Annotated in this window: 17 protein-coding genes and 3 tRNA genes; 11 read left to right on the forward strand and 9 right to left on the reverse strand. The window is 47.0% G+C overall.

Translation table 11 applies throughout. The features are described 5' to 3' along the window. Positions 1-123 precede the first annotated feature (123 nt). Both WC773_02150 and WC773_02155 read left to right on the forward strand, forming a co-directional pair. Entirely contained in the window at positions 124-1038 is a 915-nt protein-coding gene (locus tag WC773_02150) for an ABC transporter ATP-binding protein (protein MFA6082198.1), read from the forward strand. A 1-nt stretch (position 1039) separates the two neighbouring features. Next, the gene (locus WC773_02155) at positions 1040-2122 is read left to right on the forward strand and encodes an ABC transporter permease (protein MFA6082199.1); all 1083 of its coding nucleotides are present in this window, start codon (positions 1040-1042) and stop codon (positions 2120-2122) included. A gap of 31 nt (positions 2123-2153) precedes the next feature. On the opposite strand, the gene WC773_02160 is transcribed toward WC773_02155, so the two are convergent. Next, positions 2154-4907, reverse strand: a complete 2754-nt coding sequence (locus tag WC773_02160; GenBank protein MFA6082200.1) for a GDSL-type esterase/lipase family protein — start codon at positions 4905-4907, stop codon at positions 2154-2156. Between the two features lie 85 nt (positions 4908-4992). After that, positions 4993-5484, reverse strand: a complete 492-nt coding sequence (locus WC773_02165; GenBank protein ID MFA6082201.1) for a hypothetical protein — start codon at positions 5482-5484, stop codon at positions 4993-4995. Positions 5485-5601: 117 nt separating this feature from the next. On the opposite strand from WC773_02165, the gene WC773_02170 reads away from it, so the two are divergent. The 9 genes from WC773_02170 (at position 5602) to WC773_02210 (ending at position 11999) form a co-directional block, all read left to right on the forward strand. Next, on the forward strand, positions 5602-5877 hold the full coding sequence (locus WC773_02170; GenBank protein MFA6082202.1) for a hypothetical protein: 276 nt from the start codon (positions 5602-5604) through the stop codon (positions 5875-5877). A gap of 93 nt (positions 5878-5970) precedes the next feature. Next, a tRNA-Glu gene (locus WC773_02175) sits at positions 5971-6044 on the forward strand. A 149-nt stretch (positions 6045-6193) separates the two neighbouring features. Continuing rightward, complete coding sequence (locus WC773_02180; protein ID MFA6082203.1) at positions 6194-6892, forward strand: NUDIX domain-containing protein; 699 nt, start codon at positions 6194-6196, stop codon at positions 6890-6892. Positions 6893-7039: 147 nt separating this feature from the next. Next, positions 7040-7942, forward strand: coding sequence for an NUDIX domain-containing protein (locus WC773_02185; protein MFA6082204.1), 903 nt, complete (start codon positions 7040-7042; stop codon positions 7940-7942). 15 nt (positions 7943-7957) lie between these two features. Continuing rightward, entirely contained in the window at positions 7958-9346 is a 1389-nt protein-coding gene (locus tag WC773_02190) for a nicotinate phosphoribosyltransferase (protein ID MFA6082205.1), read from the forward strand. Positions 9347-9439: 93 nt separating this feature from the next. Next, positions 9440-9823, forward strand: coding sequence for a hypothetical protein (locus WC773_02195; protein MFA6082206.1), 384 nt, complete (start codon positions 9440-9442; stop codon positions 9821-9823). Between the two features lie 10 nt (positions 9824-9833). After that, positions 9834-10823: a hypothetical protein gene (locus WC773_02200; GenBank protein MFA6082207.1), complete on the forward strand. Its 990-nt coding sequence runs from the start codon at positions 9834-9836 to the stop codon at positions 10821-10823. 493 nt (positions 10824-11316) lie between these two features. Then, positions 11317-11727 carry a hypothetical protein gene (locus WC773_02205; protein MFA6082208.1) on the forward strand — a complete coding sequence of 137 codons (411 nt, stop codon included), beginning with the start codon at positions 11317-11319 and terminating at the stop codon, positions 11725-11727. A gap of 196 nt (positions 11728-11923) precedes the next feature. Then, a tRNA-Thr gene (locus WC773_02210) sits at positions 11924-11999 on the forward strand. 582 nt (positions 12000-12581) lie between these two features. Here the strand turns inward: WC773_02210 and gap are convergent. The 7 genes from gap to WC773_02245 form a co-directional block, all read right to left on the reverse strand. Then, on the reverse strand, positions 12582-13589 hold the full coding sequence (gene gap / locus WC773_02215) for a type I glyceraldehyde-3-phosphate dehydrogenase (GenBank protein ID MFA6082209.1): 1008 nt from the start codon (positions 13587-13589) through the stop codon (positions 12582-12584). Positions 13590-13713: 124 nt separating this feature from the next. Continuing rightward, positions 13714-14655 (reverse strand): carbohydrate kinase family protein, encoded by a 942-nt coding sequence (locus tag WC773_02220; protein ID MFA6082210.1) that lies wholly within the window; start codon positions 14653-14655, stop codon positions 13714-13716. Then, positions 14655-15512: a class II fructose-bisphosphate aldolase gene (locus tag WC773_02225; protein ID MFA6082211.1), complete on the reverse strand. Its 858-nt coding sequence runs from the start codon at positions 15510-15512 to the stop codon at positions 14655-14657. The genes WC773_02220 and WC773_02225 overlap by 1 nt, the downstream gene beginning before the upstream one ends. Before the next feature lie 58 nt (positions 15513-15570). After that, positions 15571-16191: a hypothetical protein gene (locus WC773_02230; GenBank protein MFA6082212.1), complete on the reverse strand. Its 621-nt coding sequence runs from the start codon at positions 16189-16191 to the stop codon at positions 15571-15573. A 4-nt stretch (positions 16192-16195) separates the two neighbouring features. Continuing rightward, positions 16196-16636 (reverse strand): RpiB/LacA/LacB family sugar-phosphate isomerase, encoded by a 441-nt coding sequence (locus tag WC773_02235; protein ID MFA6082213.1) that lies wholly within the window; start codon positions 16634-16636, stop codon positions 16196-16198. A 202-nt stretch (positions 16637-16838) separates the two neighbouring features. After that, positions 16839-18629, reverse strand: a complete 1791-nt coding sequence (locus WC773_02240) for a carboxypeptidase regulatory-like domain-containing protein (GenBank protein MFA6082214.1) — start codon at positions 18627-18629, stop codon at positions 16839-16841. Between the two features lie 96 nt (positions 18630-18725). Further along, a tRNA-Asp gene (locus tag WC773_02245) sits at positions 18726-18802 on the reverse strand. Positions 18803-19796: the final 994 nt, after the last annotated feature.

Raw genomic sequence — 19796 nt, forward strand, 5'->3', positions numbered from 1 at the left:
AAAAAATCAGGCGATAATCGGCTCAAGATTATCTAAGTAACTTAAGTATCTTAGGTTACTTAATGTGCCCGCGAGATAGTTGTCAAAATGGCTATCAATCTTTATAATGAGTTAGGAGAAAAAGTGGAAAATATCATTACAGTCAAAAATTTGAAGAAAGCTTATGGATCGCTAAAAGCGGTTGATAATATCTCATTTGAGGTCAAAAAAGGTGAAATATTCGGTTTATTAGGCGAAAACGGCGCCGGCAAAACCACTACTTTAGAAATGATTGAGGGTTTACGAAAGCCCACCAGTGGAGAAATTAAGGTACTAAATTTTGACATTCGCCACGATTTATCCAAGATCAAACACATTATCGGTGTCCAGCTTCAGTCTTCGGCCTATTTTGGCTTCCTTACACTGGTTGAAATATTAGATTTATTCGGCAGTTTTTACCAAAAAACCGTTAATCCGATGGAGTTGTTAGAGCTTGTAGATCTTAAAGACAAGGCAAAATCATACATCAATAACCTATCTGGCGGGCAACGTCAGCGATTTTCGATTGTGGCAAGCCTGGTAAATGACCCGCAAATTGTCTTTTTAGACGAGCCAACGACCGGCCTAGACCCAATTGCCAGACGTAATTTATGGGATTTAATCATTAAAATTAAGGCGCAAGGCAAAACTATTGTGTTAACTACCCATTATATGGAAGAGGCCGAAATTTTGTGTGATCGTATTGGCATTATGGATTCGGGCAAAATTGTAGCGCTTGATAAAACCCACAATTTGATTGAAAAAGTAAAACATCCCTACAAAATCCACTTCATTACCCCAAACCTATCTCAAAAATCGTTTGATGCTCTCAATAAAATTGGCATTTTAGAAGAACTGGCGGGAAAATCGCACCATTATGAGCTCAGATTACACACGAAACACGATCTAAACGACTCTTTGTCACTAGTGCAAAAAACCGACCCCGAAAGTCTGTCTGTCGGCCGCGCCAGCTTAGAAGACGTGTTTATTGAACTTACCGGAAAAACATTGAAAGATTAAGATGATAAAACTATTTATTGCCGATATTAAATTACTTTTCCGAAACAAACAACAATTGTTTTGGTCACTAATGTTTCCGCTCATTTTCACCGTAATATTTGGCTTTTTCTTCGGAAGCGACACCACTTCCGCCGGTACGGTAGCATTAATTAACAATGCCAATACTCCGGTAGCATCATCGCTTGAATCTGTCATGAACAGCGCCAAAGTATTCAAGGTACAAAAAGAAACCAACATAGATGATGCCAAAAAATTGCTAAAAAACAGCAAAGTGGTGGCGGTGGTGGTAATCCCAGCCGATTTTGGGGCGCAATCGGTATCCGCTTCAAAAAATCTACAACTAATTTCCGATCCCGGCAATGCGCAGTCAAATTCGATTGTAAGCGGATTTTTGAATCAGTTCCTAACTACCCTCAATTTTCAATCGCAAGGAATCAAACCGATCTATGGCATTGATCAACAAAACACCAGCACCAATACATTTAATTACTTCGACTTTGTGCTGGTTGGATTGATTGGAATGGCATTAATGAACAGCTCGGTTCAGGGCGTGGCAATTTCGATGGCGCAATACAGAGACGATCAAATTTTGAAGCGAGTTACGACCACCCCGTTGCCATCGTGGAAATTTATTATCGCTCAGGTATTATCACGCTTAATTGTGAACGTTATCCAAGTTGGCTTAATTTTGGGAATCGGCGTCTACGCTTTCAACGGGCACATTTACGGCAATTTGGGTATGATTTTTGCACTAGCGATGCTTGGTGGGATTTTATTCCAGCTGCTCGGGTTCACCGTGGCAAGCTTAACTAAAACCACTCAAGCGGCAGAAGGCATGGCCACCGCGGTTACTATTCCAATGATGTTTTTAGCCGGTGTCTTTTTTCCGATCGATTCATTACCAAAATGGCTAAACAGCATTGTGCAGTATCTACCGTTAGCACCGTTATTAAGAATGATCCGAACGGCAGGTTTAGAAGCGGTTTCACCATTCGAAAATCCGATCAATATAGTGATTGTCTGTGGTTGGATTGTTATCCTATTGGCTATTTCATCTCTCAAATTCAAAATGAACCCGGAATAAGCAACGATCTCGAGCAAATATCGTAATGGTTTTATTTGAGTTTGCGCGTTCGTCGTAATCTAAAGAGTGCGTAAACTAATATTGCAATAATACACGCAGAGAAAGCATAGACAATCCATGCCCACAGCGGCAATGGATCTTTAGCAGCTTTAACAACTACGATTTCGGCGCGGTACGTTCCCGTGTTTACGGCCGGATCGGCAACCGCAACACTTTTTTCATAGCCAATGCCTTGGTACGCGAAAGCTAATACATGATCACCGACCGGAATGTTATTATAAACAACCACTCCATCTTCGTCCGTACTGGCGGTTTGAGGATCCGAGTGAATTGTAACCTCTAGTTTGCTAATGGGCTTGCCATCCGCATCCACTATTTTAAATTTGACTGTTTTAATCACTTTTTGACCATTTTCCATTAGAATTTGGGTGTCAAAGAACTGTGAATCAGTGTCTGCTGTTGGACTAACTGAGGCAACCGGTGACGCGGCGGCGGAAGGAGAAGCAGATATGGTAGACGCCGGGGTGGCTGTTGATCGAGTAGTAGCCGCGGTTGAATTTGTAGTGGTTGACGTAGTTGCCGTTGGGGTTGATGATGCCTCAGCGGTAGAAGTTGGAGTTGGTGTTGATGTCGCGGCGGTGGTAGGAGTAGAAGTAGGAGTTGATGTTGGGGTAGGGGTTGCGGCTGGTGAATCATCAACTGAAAAGCTTATTTCGTAGTCGCTACTGTTTGTATTGCCAGCGCTGTCTAAACATCGGACATAATAGTGATATGTATTGCCGTCGGCTAAACCAGATACGGTTGCGGTATGAGAGGTACCATTAGAGGTGGTAAAACTGCCTGTCATCACTCCGTACGCCGTTCCTGCCGAGGTGGAGTATTTACACGTTGATGAACTATCAGTGGTCACAGATAATGTAGCCGAAGTGGTAGACGCATCTAATGTTCCGGAAGGAGACCCGCCAGATAAAACCGCAACGGTTTTATCTAGATAAATGCTCACCACGCCTTCGGCGATGTTGCCAGCGTTGTCAGTAGCCTTGATAGTAACCGTGTGGGTACCATCTGCAACCGCAGAGACATCTAGAGTATACGGGCTGGTAATTGAACTACCATATGCTCCACTGTCTAATTTTAACTTATAGTTTGCAACGTCGCTGGCTGCATCACTGGTTGAAAACGACACGCTAATGGTGTCACTGTTTGTGGTCGCCGCCGGATCTGCAACCGGAGTAAAACCAGCCGGCGCAGATTTATCTACATAAACAGATACGGTATGTTCCCTAAAGTTACCTGCCGTATCAATCGCTTTAACGGTTACGGTGTGAGTGCCATCTGCCACTGCCGCAATGTTCAGCGTGTATGGGCTGGAAACGCTATCGGTGTAGGCACCGCTATCTAGCTTGATTGAATAGCTCGCCACACCGCTGCCCGCGTCTGTGGTAGAAAATGAGATATCAGCCGAATTAGCAGATGTCCACGACGCCGGATTAGATGTAGGAGTAAACGCCACTGGTGCAACAGAGTCAAACCCAATGTCGGCAATTGCCTGAGCAATCTGACCGTGGCCGGCAGTGTTATAATGAACACCATCTGAATTATACGCAGTTTGGATGTCCCATAAATTGCCCGCATCACCGCCACTTCTGAATTGCCCAACATACGATGAGGCATCAACAACAATTGCCTTAGAATAGTTGTTTGCTAATGTTGTGAGCGATGCATTCCAATCATCTCTAGTTTGCATTTGAGTGGTTGTTCCGTTTGTCCAAGGTAAAACTTTAATTACAACAATTCGATCAAGCGAAGATTCTGCTTGAGCTGCATCTAACATAGACGTCCAATTAGCCAAAAACGTAGCCTTTAAAACCCCGCCAGCGATATCGTTTACACCACCTTCAATCACAACTGCCCTCGGTTTAAGAGCAACTATGTCAGCGGCGAAACGGGCGCTAATTTGAGCTGTAGTTTGAGAGCCAATTCCCATGTTTTGATAACTATAGCCGGTCAATACGCCAAACTGACTCTCTATCGTAGACGCAATATTTGTGGTTGCGGTAGCCTCAAGAAAACTGTAATGCGCCGGATGCCCGGCGATAATTGAATCACCAATAAAAGCTACCTGAGGCGCCTGCATATAAAACTCAATGGGGAGAACAGCACCGGCCAAAAACTCAGATGACCCCTCCCAGTTATAATCTGTAGTAGCGACCGCTGAATTTGTATGATAGTAACTAGTTACCCCAGTAATTGACGTCTTGGCATAAAAAAACGATCCTTTTGTAGAAAGGATGACTTGATAACCGTAATAATCCCCTTCTTGGACACCAGCAATTGGTGAGGCTAAATCTATTGTGGAATATTGCCCGGAGCTTAAACTGCTAATCAAGTTTTCACTCGCTCCAACCAAATCATATGTAGCGCCATCTTTACGCCAAATTTTCACATAAAACTGCGCCAGTCCGGTGGTAGAAACTGTATAAATTCTAATGCGACTAACTGTCCCGCTTTCCCTAATACGATATTTTTGACCGATGGTAATATAATCACGGGTAGATGTATCGGAGCAGATTCCTGAGGCACATCCCCAGTTAGCCGCACCGGTAGTAATAGTATCATACGGAGCCACTAATACTTTGTCAGAGTTTGCGGGATAGTCAGGATAGGCTAATGCGGTTTTAGGATTCACATACGATGGCGCCTCAGCCAGAACCGATATAACAAGAAGTACGGTAACCAGTATCCAGAAAAAATGTCGCTTGGTGGGTAGTATTTTTTTAATCATATATCTCTCCTTCATATCATTATATCATTACAAAATCTATTTTCTAGACATATGAATACCGCGCCCGTCTTGGGGCGCGGCTTGGTTATTCCTGGGTGGTACCCCAGTCGTACGATCTGGGACCGACGCGAGTAGTTGGTCCGGTAAAGGCTGGTTGCTTGTCACCATTGCCGCCGTTCTTGTCGTGTTGCTGACGCACCTGGCCAGATGTGCCGGGACGATCAATCCGTTTTGCTTTGGTCTGATGTCCACGATCGGTGGATTGCGGGGCATGTCCGTTCCCCGGATATCCGCGACTTCGCGATGAAGGAGTAGAGACGGCTTTGGCACCCTTGGTTGTGGGTGCTGCGCTAGCGCGATCCGCAAAGTCCCGAAGTACCTTGCACTTTCCCGGATCGCCCAGCATCTGACCATCCAGTCCCACGATCTTTTCCGGGCAATCAGCGTGCTTCTGATCTCCGAGCTTTATCCGCAAAGGCAGTTCCTTCGCGTTTAGCTTCGGGTTTTCTCCCATATAGACTTTCGCCTCCCACGCCTCAAAACATACAACACAGTGCCCATCGTCTATGGTATCCACGGCATTCTCCTTGTGAAAGGTCGGAGGTAGTTGAATACAACAAGAGATCGTGCGTTCACGACCCCCTCTGATACCACTAAATACTTTTATCAGATGAATTACAATACAATATTTGGTATGATCGAGTTAGACAAACGGGAGGGAGATACAACCATGCCAAGGGCGCGAAAGCATCGGACACGCGCGGAAGTGCACGAAGCGATCATGGCCAAGCTTCGGGAAATGCCCCCGGAAGAAGCGGAGCGGGTATTGGAAAGACTTACCGCCGAGCCATATCCCCAGCCAGGTCCAAAACCATGGATCACTCGTGAGGACGTCGACGCGGTGATCGAACGAATAAGGCAGATGACCCCTGAGCAACTTGCCGAGAAGCTATTTCGTGAGCCAGTTTAAGCGCCTTGCAATTCAGCCACTCAGACCTGTGCAGTTGCGCAGGTCTTTTTTTGTTGCAAGGTGTGATTATTTATGTTAAAGTAATTATAGTTTGGCCTGTTCGTCTATCGGTAGGACATCGCCCTTTCACGGCGGCAAGAGGGGTTCGACTCCCCTACAGGCTACCAATAAACTCCGCTTGCGCTTCGCTTATTTGGCGAAAAGTGGGCAAAGTTTATTTACCTTGACTGTAGGAATAGGTATTCCGAAGCCATAGCGAAGGATACCCCTACAGGCTACCAAGCATTTGTGAATATCGTGCCTTAAGAGGAGAAATATGTCATCAGCAAATACTGGCTCAACTGATAATATCCGTTTTGCCGTTTTGGCCGCCGATACGGTGCTGCTGACTTTTCAAAATGATAAATTATTTGTCAGATTAGTGTCTGTTAATCGCCCACCACATTTCCCCGAAGGGAGTAAAGGCTTGCCAGGGGGGCTACTATTTCCCGATGAAGTCGCAGAACAATCCGCTGCCAGACATATACAAACAAAAGGCGGAATTAATCCTGATAAAGTATACTTGGAGCAACTTTACACATTTAGTGAGGTTGATCGTGATCCACGTGGCCGGGTTGTCGCAGTAGCATATTTGGCCGTAGTACCATGGGATCGACTTGATCCAATCGAAAAACAGAATAATAACGACGCATGGTGGAGTGAGGTTAGCAAAACTGGAAATCTAGCCTACGATCACAATAAAATTTTAGATATGGCTTTAACAAGACTTCGCCATCGTATTTCTTACTCAACGATTGTATGTAAGTTATTACCAAATGAATTTAGTTTGACCGAATTGCAAGATATTTTTTCGGTTGTATTATCAAAAAAACTTGATAAAAGAAATTTCCGAAAAAAAATACTCAAATTAGATATTCTGAAACCACTCTCCCACAAACAAGATAGTCGACCATACCGACCCGCGCGGCTATATACATACAAATCTTCGGACGTTGAAGAAATAGATATCATTTAAACATCGATCTCAATTTATTTTTATCTTGAAAGACCCTGAAAAGGGTTTTTTTGTTGGGGGGGTATTGACAACGTGTAATTTATACACTATCTTAGAAATAGATAGTGTGATTTTTACACTTAGCACATTAACAACAGGAGATATACGATGCCAAATGGTCCTGCAGCTGTGGGGGTAGTCGTTGCCCGATTTCAAGTGCCCGAGCTTACCCTCGGTCATCAAGCTCTGATTGAATTCGTAGAAAGCCAAGTCAAGCAAGTCTTGCTCGTACTCGGCACATCGGAAGCCTTTGCCACCAGCCGCAATCCCCTCAGCTTTGCCGCTAGACGGGAGATGGTTCTGGCATCGTACCCCAATGTCAAGGTGGTCAGTCTGGCTGATCACCCATCCGATTCCGTCTGGTCCACTAACCTGGATCAACTGATCAAAAAGATGTTCCCGGACCAGTCGGTTTCCCTCTACGGGTCGCGCGATTCCTTTCTAACCACCTACTCCGGCACCCTGCCTGTGGTTGACTTTCCCGCCTTACCTTGCCTGTCTGGAACCGAGAACCGTGTCGCCCTTCTAGACAACCCACCAACCAGCCCCGATTTCCGCAAGGGGATTGTCTACAGCCAAGTCGCCCGAGCCGGGATCCCCTACGCCACTGTTGATATAGCAATCGTCGATGAGAACAAGGGGCTCGTTCTCTTGGGTGGCAAGCCAACTGACGGAGACCGCTATCGTTTCATCGGCGGTTTCGTTGATGTTAACGATGAATCCCTGGAACGAGCCGCAAAACGCGAGGCTTACGAAGAAACCGGCGGTCTCGAGATAGACGATCTCCGCTACTTCGGATCAGCGAAGGTCGTTGATTGGCGCTACCAAGGAACCGGCGATGGAATCTTGACTAGCTTCTTCGCCGCAACCTACATTTTCGGTTGCGCAAAGGCCCAGGACGACATCGCACGAGTGAAATGGGTACCGATCAAGGAAGTCAAGCAGTACCTCGTCCCGGAACATCAGATTCTGGGCAGCATGCTCCTCAAACAGCACCATCTGACACGATAAGAAAGGGAGACGACCATGTCTGACAACATCATCCTCCTCACCGACAGCTACAAGCCAACCCACGGCCCCCAGTACCCGCCACGCACCCAGACTATCTTCTCGTTCTACGAGAGCCGGGGCGGCCTTTTCCCTGAGACCACCTTCTTTGGCCTCCAGTACCTGATCAAGCGATATCTGCTCGGTCAAGTGGTGACCGAGGAGAAGATCGAGGAAGCCTATGAAGTTCTGGGGAGCCACTTCGGCAACTCGAATTACATGAACCGGGCTGGCTGGGAATACATCCTGAAGGCACACGGTGGACGGTTGCCAATCCTCATCCGGGCCATACCGGAGGGGACATCGATCCCAAACCACAACGTCCTCATGACGGTGCAGAACACCGACCCCAACGGCCTGCCATGGCTCACCAACTACCTGGAGACTCTGCTCTGCCAGGTCTGGTACCCCTGCACGGTCGCCACCCAGAGCCGGGCCATGCGCCAGGAGATCCTCCGCTTCCTCGAGGAAACGGGCGATCCCAGCCAAATCGACTTCAAGCTGCATGACTTCGGTTTCCGGGGTTCCACCAGCGTGGAGTCAGCTGGTATCGGCGGGGCGGCCCACTTGGTCAACTTCAAGGGGACTGACACCCTCGAAGCCATCATGGTCGCCCGTCGTTACTACGGCGAGAACATGGCCGGCTACTCGATCCCAGCCGCCGAGCACAGCACCATCACATCCTGGGGCAAAGAGCACGAGGCTGACGCTTACGCCAACATGCTCACGGCCTACCCCACCGGCACCGTAGCCGTAGTCTCGGACAGCTACGACGTATTCAACGCTTGTCGCTCCATCTGGGGTGGACAGCTCAAGGAGCGCGTTCTGGCCCGAGACGGCGTCCTCGTCATTCGCCCCGACAGCGGTAACCCCCCGGAAGTGGTCACCCAGGTCCTCGATATTCTCGGGCAGACCTTCGGCTTCACCACCAACGACAAGCAGTACAGGGTACTGCACCCAAAGGTCCGGGTCATTCAGGGCGACGGCATCGACTACGCCATGATCACCCAGATCCTGACCGCTATGCGGCAGGCGGGATGGTCAGCTGATAATCTCGCCTTCGGCTCCGGCGGCGGTCTGCTCCAGAAGGTCAACCGAGACACCCAGCGTTTCGCCTTCAAGTGCTCAGCCGCTCAGATCGACGGAACCTGGCGCGATGTGATGAAGGACCCTGTCACTGATCCCGGCAAGCGTTCCAAGGCGGGCCATCTGGCCCTTGTACGCAACAGCGCCGGCGACTGGAAGACCATGCGCGAGTCAGACGCCGAAGCCATGGGATTCTCCAACCAACTAGTCCCTGTCTTCAAAGACGGCGCCCTATTGGTTGATTACAACTTCCAGTCCATTCGAGATCGCGCCGCGATGTAAGTCGCAGCACCTTCCGGCCTCCTATCGGGGGCCGGTTTTTCTGTAAATTTTTTTATTAGCTCGTTTATGATGATTTTTTGGTATAGTGGGGGTATGGAAAAATATGAACTATGGTTCCGATTAGCGTATCGGGACATAATTTTAACCAAAAAAATGACCGCTGCCGTGCGTCCGGGAGATCGTCGTGCGCCAAATAACAAAGGAACTAGCATTGGCGAAAATGTGATTATTCGGGTGATGAAACTACCGGGTAATGAAGCTGAAAACATCAACCCGATATTTACAGATGATAATATTCCTGCCAAAATAACGGCGATTGAGGTTAAGCGCTTGCAAGATGTTACGCCAGCGGATCTGATCGGATGTTCGGCAGATTGTTCGGATTGGCACGGCGTGGCAAACCAGCTAAGCTTAATCTACAACCAGGTATTTACCGGGCCCGAAGAAGTCAGCATCGTCCGGTTCGAATACACATAGGAGGACAGCCATGATAATTCAGAAGTTGATCGATTCTAAGATGCTGACAGTTGCGTCAAAAGCGCAAGATAATCCGCCTAGTCTAGAAGGGTTGGATTTCTTCGCGGTTGGATACGCAGCCAAGGATTACCCCGCCCAGACGCCTCGGCTGTGGAACGCGCTTTACGCGCAATTTGGGCTGAATGTCCGCAATATCCGACTGATTGGATCACCGGAGGTAGCGGGTGATGTATTCGATGCCTATCGGAATGACGACCGGTTTCTGGGCGGCGACGTCGGCGCTGGCATCAAGGACAAAGCATGGGTGATTGTCGATCAAATTGACCCGCTTGCCCGTGCAATGCAAGCGATCAACGTGGTAGTGCGAACAGACCACAAACTGGTCGGCTACAATACCGACGGCCATGGATATGTGGCCGGCTTGCAACAGGTAATGGATGCGACAGACAAAACCATCCTGATCTTAGGGGGTGGCGGCACCGCCAATGCCATCGCCTTTGCCGCAGCGGCCGCCAGGATGAAGCTGATCATCCTCAACCGCACCGTCAGCAAAGCAAATGACCTAGCCGTGCGAGTTAACCAGTTCTGCAACAAAGCGGTAGCGGTTTCAGGTGGGCGTGAGATGATATCAGCCGAAGCGCCGAAAGCCGACGTGATCGTTAGCGTAATCGACGATCCGCATTCACCGCTCGACCAATTCTCGGCACTGGGCGAGATTGAATTACCGGCAACACCAGACAGTCTGTCTCGAAACGTCGCCACCGCTACCAAAGTAATGCGAACGCTAAAGCCGGGTGTGCTGATTTCGGATGTTGCGTTACGTGACAAGCCAACCGCAACGTTGCAGTTAGCAGCCAGCACCGGGCTAAAGACACAGGATGGCCGGCCGATGGTGCTAGAACAGGCCATTCTGGCGTTTTGGCTCGTCAACCAGCGGCTGCTCAAACCCCGCCGCATTACCCAAGCTCAAGTTGCAAAGGCGATGCGCCAAATCGCCTAAGGCAAATCCGTCAACCTAAGCCCTGCACCTTCGGGTGCAGGGCTATTTTTTTACATTAACATTGACAGAGACTGGTATAAATGATATTTTATGACCAAGATCGTCCACTACGTATCAAGGGGGTGAGTTGCGATGCAAGTACTTGGGAAGGTTGTAAGCATCCAGGAACCCGTTGCCCTGTTGTCCGGACAGGAATCTGACGGGGTTACGATCCTATCGGGCACGGAGTGCTTTGACGTCCTGTTCCCCAAGGGAGCGGTAACTCCGCACATGGTTGGATCGCTAATCGTGTTCGAGATGGCCGAGGAGATCATGGTCGCCCGATATGGCAGCCAGCCAAGATGCGTCGTGAGCATCGACCCGCCCGACGCGACACTCGGACACTAGCCATACCGCCGAACCAGGCGCTGTGCAAACCGCACAGCGCCTGAAATTGTACTTGACAGCAAAAGTGTAGGGTATATAACGGATATATAAGAAAGAAAGGATATATATGGAAAAAACACATATCGTCCCCAAAATCTATGGATACGTGGTCTGCTTGGTAGCAGTAATTGTTACTTTGGTGGCACTGGGAAATATTGTTAACGCGATATTTGATCGCGCCAATCCAACCAGCGTAAGCGACTACAGATACAACTTGCAAAGTCATGATGTTTCTTCGTTTGCTGCGTACAAAGCGGACTATCAATCTAACCTGAACTCAGCTGAAAACAAAACCGCCACCACAGTAGTTTTGTCTGACGACCAATTGAGAACAAATTATGAGGCTGCCCGCACCAGTCAAATTGATGCGGTAAAACTGGGCACAGTCAAAACAATTACCGTTTTTAGCATTCTGCTGGTTGTAGCGGTAGGATTGTTCGCCAGTCACTGGATCTGGTTACGTAAATTTGAGAAATAGTTTCTAACTCAATTTGAGATAAAATAACGCGCTAGCCTAGCGCGTTATTTTGTTATGGTAAAAAAGTGAGAATAACTAAAATTTATGTTATAATATAGCCAATGCCGATATAGCTCCCTCCTTCGCCAAGGCTTCGGAAGGGCAAGCAGCTGGTTAGTACTGCAATAAGTGCTTTCGCCTGCCCCTCGTAGCCAATGCCGACATAGCTCAGCTGGTAGAGCAGTGCTTTCGTAAAGCAAAGGTCATCGGTTCGATTCCGATTGTCGGCTCCAGATTTTTGCAATCTATCGCCGCGTTTTCAACGACCGGATCCAGATTTTTGCAATCTATCGCCGCGTTTTCAACGACCGGCTCCAAAAAAATTCTCCGCCAGGGAGAATTTTTGTTTGTCTTAAATATTAGTAGACCGGTCCCGAAAGCGATGCCATCGGGACCGGGTTGTGCACGACCATCGCGCCCGTTGCCTAACCAAGGGATGGAAAGCGCTCTGCTTCCCAAGCCCCGCCGTGACGGGTTAGGTAACGAGCGGGGTCGCTGGTGTTACGAGGACCTTCATGTGAGTCCTCCTGGGTGAGCGCGGTGGTGGCTTTGGACATCTAGCCTGGCGCTCATCAGTAAAATATCAAAAACGATTTTCGCTGTCAACAAAAAATAGAGCGCACGCTGATTTGCCAAATCCGTTGCCACCCTTAAATATCCCTAGTAATCCTTAGCGATTCGAAAATCGCCTCTCCATTTTTAAATAAATTCGAGATTCCAAAAGTTTAAAAATTAAAAAACTATTTGACATTTGTCATTAGAAATTAGTCATTAGACATTTTCTATATAGATTCCGGATCAAGTCCGGAATGACATCAGAGTTTTTGACCCACCAGTACTGCTTCTTCAACCAATCTGTTGGCATAGCCCCATTCGTTGTCGTACCACGCCACCACTTTAACCAAATCGCCATCTACCACCTGCGTTAACGACAGATCAACAATCGACGAAAAGTGGCTCCCAATAAAGTCCGACGATACCAGTGGCTCTTCGGTATAGGACAAAATCCCCTCATAGCGCTTCATTTTATCCACCGCTTTTTTGAACACCTCGTTTACCTGCTTGACGGTGGTTTTTTTCTTCAACAAAAAGGTAAAATCAGCCAATGACACCACCGAAGTTGGTACCCGAATTGCCAATCCATCAAACAAGCCCTTTAGTTCCGGCACTACTTGATGAGCAGCGCTGGCGGCTCCGGTAGATGTTGGCACAATGTTCATACCAGCACTTCTGGCGCGGCGCAAATCTTTGTGCGGCCCGTCTTGCAGATTTTGGTCGGCAGTGTACGAGTGGATAGTGGTCATCATCGCCTTTTTCACTCCAAACTCGGACACAATAATTTGGGCAACCGGTGTAATACAGTTGGTGGTGCATGAAGCATTTGAAATAATTTCTTCTTTATTGTATTTGTTGTCGTTGACCCCCATCACCAGCGTAACCGCACCGTCTCCCTTTGCCGGAGCAGAGATAATTACTCGCTTTGCTCCTGCACTAATATGCGCATGGGCGTCTTTTGGATCGGTAAATCGCCCGGTGCACTCTAGCACAATATCGACATTTTCTTTTTTCCACGGCAATGCTTTGGGATCTTTTTCGGCGTGAACTTTAATCTTGTGACCATCGACCACCAAATTGTCCCCTTCAACGCCAATATTGGCATCGTATTTGCCATAGTTTGTATCATATGATAGTAGATGCGCCAGCGTGGCAGGATCGGTTAGATCATTAACCGAGGCGATGTTAAGCATTGGTTTGGTAAGGGCAATTTTCAAGGCGTTTCGCCCAATTCGACCAAATCCATTTATCGCGATATTGATAGACATAGTACTCCTTAATTTGAAATTTGAAATTTTTAATTTGAAATGTAGACCACGCTTTAGCGTGCTTGAGGAAAACAGACTAAAGTCTGGACTACGTATATTAGGTTACAAATTTAAAATTCGTCATTTATTTATACATTATGCCAGTTTTGGCGCCAACTTTCATCACCACGCTCTCGGAATTAGCCAGCCCGTGCTCGAGCGCGTTTTTGAAGGTCATGCCGTGCATCAACCCGGCCACTGCGCCACTACCCAGTGCGTCTCCGGCACCGGTGCTGTCAACCGCTTTAATATGATGAGGCGTTAGCGAGACAGTATTCTGATGATCAAATGCCCATATTGGATTTGCGCCATCTGACACAATCGCTTGAACAACTTTCATTTTTTTCAATTCCTTAACCGCATTTTCAGAAGTAATATTTTGCTGAAAAATCATCCCCGCTTCTTCTCGATTGATAATTAGCAGGCTTATTTGTTTAAACCAACGCTCCAAGTGCATATAATCAATTTTAAGATCTAGTTTGCCCGGATTCCACGCGATTTTAATATTATTTTTATTGGCCCATTGCCACACGTGTTCAATGCTAGGGGCAAGCCCGTTAAGCGATGTAACATACACCCAGCGAGACTTTAGATTATCCAAAACCGCCAGATCGTCTGTGGTTAAATGCCCGGCCGACCCACGATCGGTTAAAACAGTGCGCTCGGCATTTGGATCAATCAAAATAACCGATTGACCGGTTTTGCCGCCCTTGGCTACGATTATATGGTCGATTGGAATATTATCTTGGCGTAAATCGTTTTTAACCAAATCCCCGGCATGATCTGAGCCAACTTTGCCAATAACAGTAGCCAAAAGACCCTGACGCTTAAAAGTAACCGCAGAATTGGTGGCGCCGCCGCCGCTTTGCTGGATAATGGATTCAACATCGGTTTTTGTACCCAACGCAAAACATTCATCCACCCCAGATGGCGAAGCCGTGTCATTATGCTGATGCGCGTTCTTTAGCTTAACTAAAGTATCAAGCAATGAAGCACCAATCGAAATACAGTCAAAATCTTTACTCATCACGCCTTCCCCACGCTGCCAAACATCACCATTTTCTGCTTGACTACTTTATTGATTGAGTCTCTGCCGGCACCAATAATCTCTCGGATATCATAAGCCTCGCTATTTGATCTTAAAAACTGCCGCACCGCTGAGCTGAAAGCTAAACGCAAATCGGTATCGATATTAATTTTGACTACTCCGTTTCGAATAGCGATATGGATATCTTTAAGCGAATTTCCCGAAGCACCGTGCAACACTAACGGAAAATTACAGGCTTCTTGAATCTGTTTCAACAGATCAAAATCGAGTTTTTCTTCGGCAGTGGTGATGCCATGAGCGTTACCAATCCCAACCGCCAGCACGTTTACCCCGGCTTCACGCGTAAACTTTACCGCTTCCGCTACATTGGTCTTAATTGGTTCTTTGTTTTCGATGTAATCTTCGCGTCCCATCACCGCACCCAGCTCGGCTTCAACCGAAGCGCCATGCTTTTTGGCCATCGCCACCACTTTGATAGTCTTGGATAAATTATCCTCAAAACTATCATGATTAAAATCTACCATTACCGAAGTGTATCCAACTTCAAGGCATTTTTGGGCGATATCTACAGTGCGGCCATGATCCAAATGGATTACAATCGGTACTGTTGATTTTTTAGCCATCTGTAAAATAACACCAGTAAGATTGTCGAACCCGGCATAATCAAGCGCTTTTTCGCTGGTTTGTACAATCGCCGGCGATTTTAGTTCCTCAGCCGCTAAAATTACCGCCTGCGCAGATTCAATATTGGTTACATTAAACGCGCCGATTGCATATTTACCGGCAAATGCATGCGGAACTATCGCATCTAGTGATACTAGTATATTCCCCTCCAACTACTATTATTTTAGCAGAAAGATCGTAGTAATACGAAATGCAGCTTACAGTATTCGACTAGTTGCTCTGTCCTTGTAACGATAATAGACTTTCTTCCGGATTTGGTTTATTAAAAATAGCACTGTGAATCACGGCTGCATCTGCGTGACCAATTAATTCGAACTTTGACTGCTCTATCCCACCATCTACTGCCACAAATAAATCTGAATTAATGTTTTTAACTTCGGTGATTTTCCCAATCATATCTTCTTGAAACGGACGCCCGCTTTCACCCGGACTAACCGTTAAAATTAGCACACTCGAAATTGAATCAAGATACGGCCTAATTAATTCAACCGGGTCTTCGGGCGACAGTGCAACACCTGCTTTTAGGTTGAGAATTTTGGTTTGCTCTAAAAAAACACCAAAAGTTGCCGCTTTAGGATGAGCATAAATATAACGCACTTTTTCAGCCTTAATACCATCCAGATATCGCGCCGGGTCCATTACCATCAAATGCACATCACAAATATTGTGCTGAACAATGTTAAGCTGATCGCTTACGCTAGGCGTTGCACCCGGCACCAAAGTGCCATCACACACATCCAAATGCACCACGTTGGCCACCAATTTAACCAAATCAACCTGGTTTCGAACTTCTTCAAGATTACGAGCTAAAATGGACGGGATAATCTCCATTACGTCAATCCAAATCGGTAATTTTTTTTAACCGACGTATATGACGTTCCTCGGCAGAAAATGGGGTGTTCAACCAGTTATCCACAATTTCAATAGCCGAATCCTCGCTTAAATAAGCCGCACCCAAGCACAAAACGTTAATATTATCATCAGATTTGACCCGCTCGGCCATTGCCGGTAACGCCACCGTACCCGCTAAAACACCTTTAACTCTATTTGCCGCCATACACATTCCCACACCGGTGGCGCAAATTAAAATTCCAAGATGACTTTTTGGATCTTTGCTTATCTCTTTTGCCACTTTAATGGCTAAGTCGGGATAATCCACTGGATCTGCGGTATCGGTGCCAAAATCTGTTACCTTAATTCCCCGACCTTTCAAAAACTTTACCACGCTTTTTTTTAATTCCACCCCAACGTGATCATTAGCGATAAAAATGTCCATAATTCCCCTAATTTTAAATTTTCAATTTTTAATTTCAAATGAAAGGCAACCAATTTTAAATATCTAAATAAGGAACCTTTTTAAATTTTATCATTCGGTACTTATTCATTTAAAATTTTGCCTTTAAAATTTTAAAATTGTTAGTGAGATATTTCTCAGTTTTTTTAAGCCAATTTTACGAAATTAAAATTACGCTCGAATACTAGCTTCCCACCACTCCAACTTGGTTACTATTTGTCTCCACAATCTTCCTCACCGCGCCACCGGCAATACCCACAATGTTAGTGGTTTTTGCCCCATTGAGCGATGTCCCCACAATCACGTAATTTTGATCCGGTGTCAACATAATGCTAGCTGCGCTGCCGGTACTGGTCAATTGCGTCTCATTTTTGCCATTACTATCCGCCACAAAAACGTCAGTTTGGCCGTTTCTAGTATCAATGTAAACCCAACGCCCAGACGAAGTCTTTAACGTCACACTATCCAAACTACCCGGATCGTAAATAGTACGAGTATAAATACGATCGCGTACCGTAGGCGTGGCGGTTGAATCGGTCTGATTAGGCGTAGTGTTGGACAAATTAATATCCAATGTTTTGTAGTTATAACTGGAATCGCGATAGCTGTACCGCACCGACGTACTAGTCAAAAAATACAAATCTTGACCCGAGTTAATCTCGGCGTTACTAATACGGCGCAAATTAGAACCATCAATCTTAACACTAAAAATACCCTTGGCATCGCTTAAACCAGGCGTACCGTCGGCTACGCCGTAGGCATCTTGAGTGTAAACCACCGTCCCGCCATCACTACTAACACTCATGGTCACAATACTTGTCAAAATGTTGGTAGATGTGGCTGGCAAAACATTCAACTGAATTCGAGCCTTGGTATCAGTCCGATACGCCATAATTGCAGTTTGGCTTGGCGATGCGCTACTGGTGTAAACATACACGATGGTGTTATTCGAAGCCCAGCGAATGTACTTTGGATCATTGTCGTCGGTTGCTTTGGTAATGTTCCCGGCCGTGTCTTTTAGATACAGCTTTGTGGCCGCCTGACCGCTTTGAACCACTCCATCACGATCAGATAGAAAGGCGAGAGTTTTTTGATTTGGTGATAACAACGGCGCAGTATTACTACCCGTATATTTATCGGAAAAGAGATTTTTCGGCGTAGCGCCCGTTACATCGGTAGTCAACAAATCAATCTTACCACCCTTTTCCTGCTCAAAAATAACCGATAACTTTGGCTGCATTTCTGCCTTAATAGCACCAAAGGTTTTGTCTGATTTGATGGTAAAACTCTGCTGCCAATCAATATAACCGGTCTTTGTAACCTTAATTTGGGTTACATCAGCTTTAATCATAAGTGTAAACGCGCCACTGGCATCGGTATCCCCCGCCACCGTACCGGCCAACAATTTTGCCTCAGCAATGCCCTTACCGGAAACGTAATCTACCACTGTTCCGGTTAAACTAAACGTTTTGTCGGGCGCTTTTTCCAAAATAATGTCAGGCAACGGGTTAAGCCCGCGATAAAGCGTGGCATCAAAGGTTTGCGGTGAATAATCGGTCTTAGTGGCGGTAACAGTAATTTTTCCGCTAATCAAGCCGGACATGTTGGCCACTCCATCACTATTAGTGGTAGCAGAGACGCTGTCGATCATCACCACCGCACCGGCAAGCGGTTTATTAGTGTCTTTTTCCATCACCCGCACCGAAACTTGAGCGGCATTGTACCAATTGCTAAATTTGGTAAATAAATCAAATTGCCACACGCAAAAGCCGGCAACAATCAAAATAATGGTCACTAATACTGAGATGACGATTTTACGATTAAACGAGATTTTTAGCTCTACGTTAGATGGTTTTACTTTGTGCTTTGAGTTTGACTGATCGGGCTGATCGTCTTTTTCCTCGGCACTCGCGGCTTTCTGATCGTTGGCTTGTGCTTCTTGGTTGTCATCCGAATTGTCAAAAGTCAGATGCATATTCTGCCCCTTTTATTTAAGATTAAGCGATCGGACCAAAATATGCAACAAATCCTTCGACAAAACCAGGAATCTAATCCTGAGCTTGTCGAAGGATGGCGCGAGCGACCGGACTTGAACCGGCGACCTCCACAGTGACAGTGTGGCGTTCTAACCAACTGAACTACGCCCGCATTTACCCCGTTCTGCGGGGTTAGTATTACTATAACACATTTGGAGGATAGAAAATAGAGGGGATCACGACCTGTCATCCCCGCCCCGCTAAGCGGGGCTAAGGAACGCTTAGCGTCCCGACATTTTATTCGGGGATCCAGAAAAAAACCTAGAAGTATTTTTCATAGACTGCCCCGAAGTAAGTTCGGGATGGCTGGCGCCAGATTCCCACCGAAGTCTACCCCGAGCTTTGCCTCGGGGCGGGAATGACAACCTGCTCTTGACTCACACCACTGTTTTTGCCATAATCGAGGTGTTAAGACGCATAGGGCGTTGATCTTGAACAACTTGCCCCATCGCAACCGTGGATACTGCTTACCTCTCGGAAGCGATGGCATCTCCTGCAAAAGTATTCAAGGAAGCCCTGTGCGCGTCGCCCCCACTCCCGAGCCCGGTCAAATGGGGCTCAAGTCCCGTTCAAAAAACGGAGAAGCGTATGAAGCAGTTCGTCGCCTAACCTATCAGCGGGGTGGTCTCGGCAACACGCACCTGTTGGATAGGTTGCGCGCCCGGACCATTAGATGTCCACTCTCGGTCGGCGTTGAGCGGATTAGATACCCGCTTCAGGTCGACCACGTCTGTTAGGATGTCGTTGTTTGTTGAACAGAGGCGCGGTGGGTGGGCGAACCCACCTCGCCTCTGGCCTCATCGTCACACATCATCCGCCAGCCGCGCAGGAAACCGCGCATCCAGCCCCACCTTTCTTCCTACATCCCTTTAAGCGAGGTTCGCCTCGTGTCCCAAGTCGCGCCCCCTCCCAGCCCGGGAGTGGGGCGCTTCTCATTTCCGTCGCCTTTTCACACCTCCGAGGTGTTTGCCGTTGCCACGGTTTCACCTCTGAGGAGTGAAATGTCTCTGTCCTCCGTCATCAGTCATCTGTTTTCCGACAGGGGTATTGACAACCATTTTTATTCTGCTATAATGGATCATGTACGCCGATAAAGGCGTTGACCT

This window comes from Patescibacteria group bacterium (genome assembly GCA_041660565.1).
GTDB lineage: Bacteria > Patescibacteriota > UBA1384 > CAJBMM01 > CAJBMM01 > JBAZWC01.

What these genes read in the sequence shown, in the direction of transcription:
- WC773_02155 (MFA6082199.1), top strand. Translation starts at nt 1,040, where the DNA reads ATGATAAAACTATTTATTGCCGATATTAAATTACTTTTCCGAAACAAA.
- WC773_02160 (MFA6082200.1), bottom strand. Translation starts at nt 4,907, where the DNA reads ATGATTAAAAAAATACTACCCACCAAGCGACATTTTTTCTGGATACTG.
- WC773_02170 (MFA6082202.1), top strand. Translation starts at nt 5,602, where the DNA reads ATGATCGAGTTAGACAAACGGGAGGGAGATACAACCATGCCAAGGGCG.
- WC773_02180 (MFA6082203.1), top strand. Translation starts at nt 6,194, where the DNA reads ATGTCATCAGCAAATACTGGCTCAACTGATAATATCCGTTTTGCCGTT.
- WC773_02185 (MFA6082204.1), top strand. Translation starts at nt 7,040, where the DNA reads ATGCCAAATGGTCCTGCAGCTGTGGGGGTAGTCGTTGCCCGATTTCAA.
- WC773_02190 (MFA6082205.1), top strand. Translation starts at nt 7,958, where the DNA reads ATGTCTGACAACATCATCCTCCTCACCGACAGCTACAAGCCAACCCAC.
- WC773_02195 (MFA6082206.1), top strand. Translation starts at nt 9,440, where the DNA reads ATGGAAAAATATGAACTATGGTTCCGATTAGCGTATCGGGACATAATT.
- WC773_02200 (MFA6082207.1), top strand. Translation starts at nt 9,834, where the DNA reads ATGATAATTCAGAAGTTGATCGATTCTAAGATGCTGACAGTTGCGTCA.
- WC773_02205 (MFA6082208.1), top strand. Translation starts at nt 11,317, where the DNA reads ATGGAAAAAACACATATCGTCCCCAAAATCTATGGATACGTGGTCTGC.
- gap (MFA6082209.1), bottom strand. Translation starts at nt 13,589, where the DNA reads ATGTCTATCAATATCGCGATAAATGGATTTGGTCGAATTGGGCGAAAC.
- WC773_02220 (MFA6082210.1), bottom strand. Translation starts at nt 14,655, where the DNA reads ATGAGTAAAGATTTTGACTGTATTTCGATTGGTGCTTCATTGCTTGAT.
- WC773_02230 (MFA6082212.1), bottom strand. Translation starts at nt 16,191, where the DNA reads ATGGAGATTATCCCGTCCATTTTAGCTCGTAATCTTGAAGAAGTTCGA.
- WC773_02235 (MFA6082213.1), bottom strand. Translation starts at nt 16,636, where the DNA reads ATGGACATTTTTATCGCTAATGATCACGTTGGGGTGGAATTAAAAAAA.
- WC773_02240 (MFA6082214.1), bottom strand. Translation starts at nt 18,629, where the DNA reads ATGCATCTGACTTTTGACAATTCGGATGACAACCAAGAAGCACAAGCC.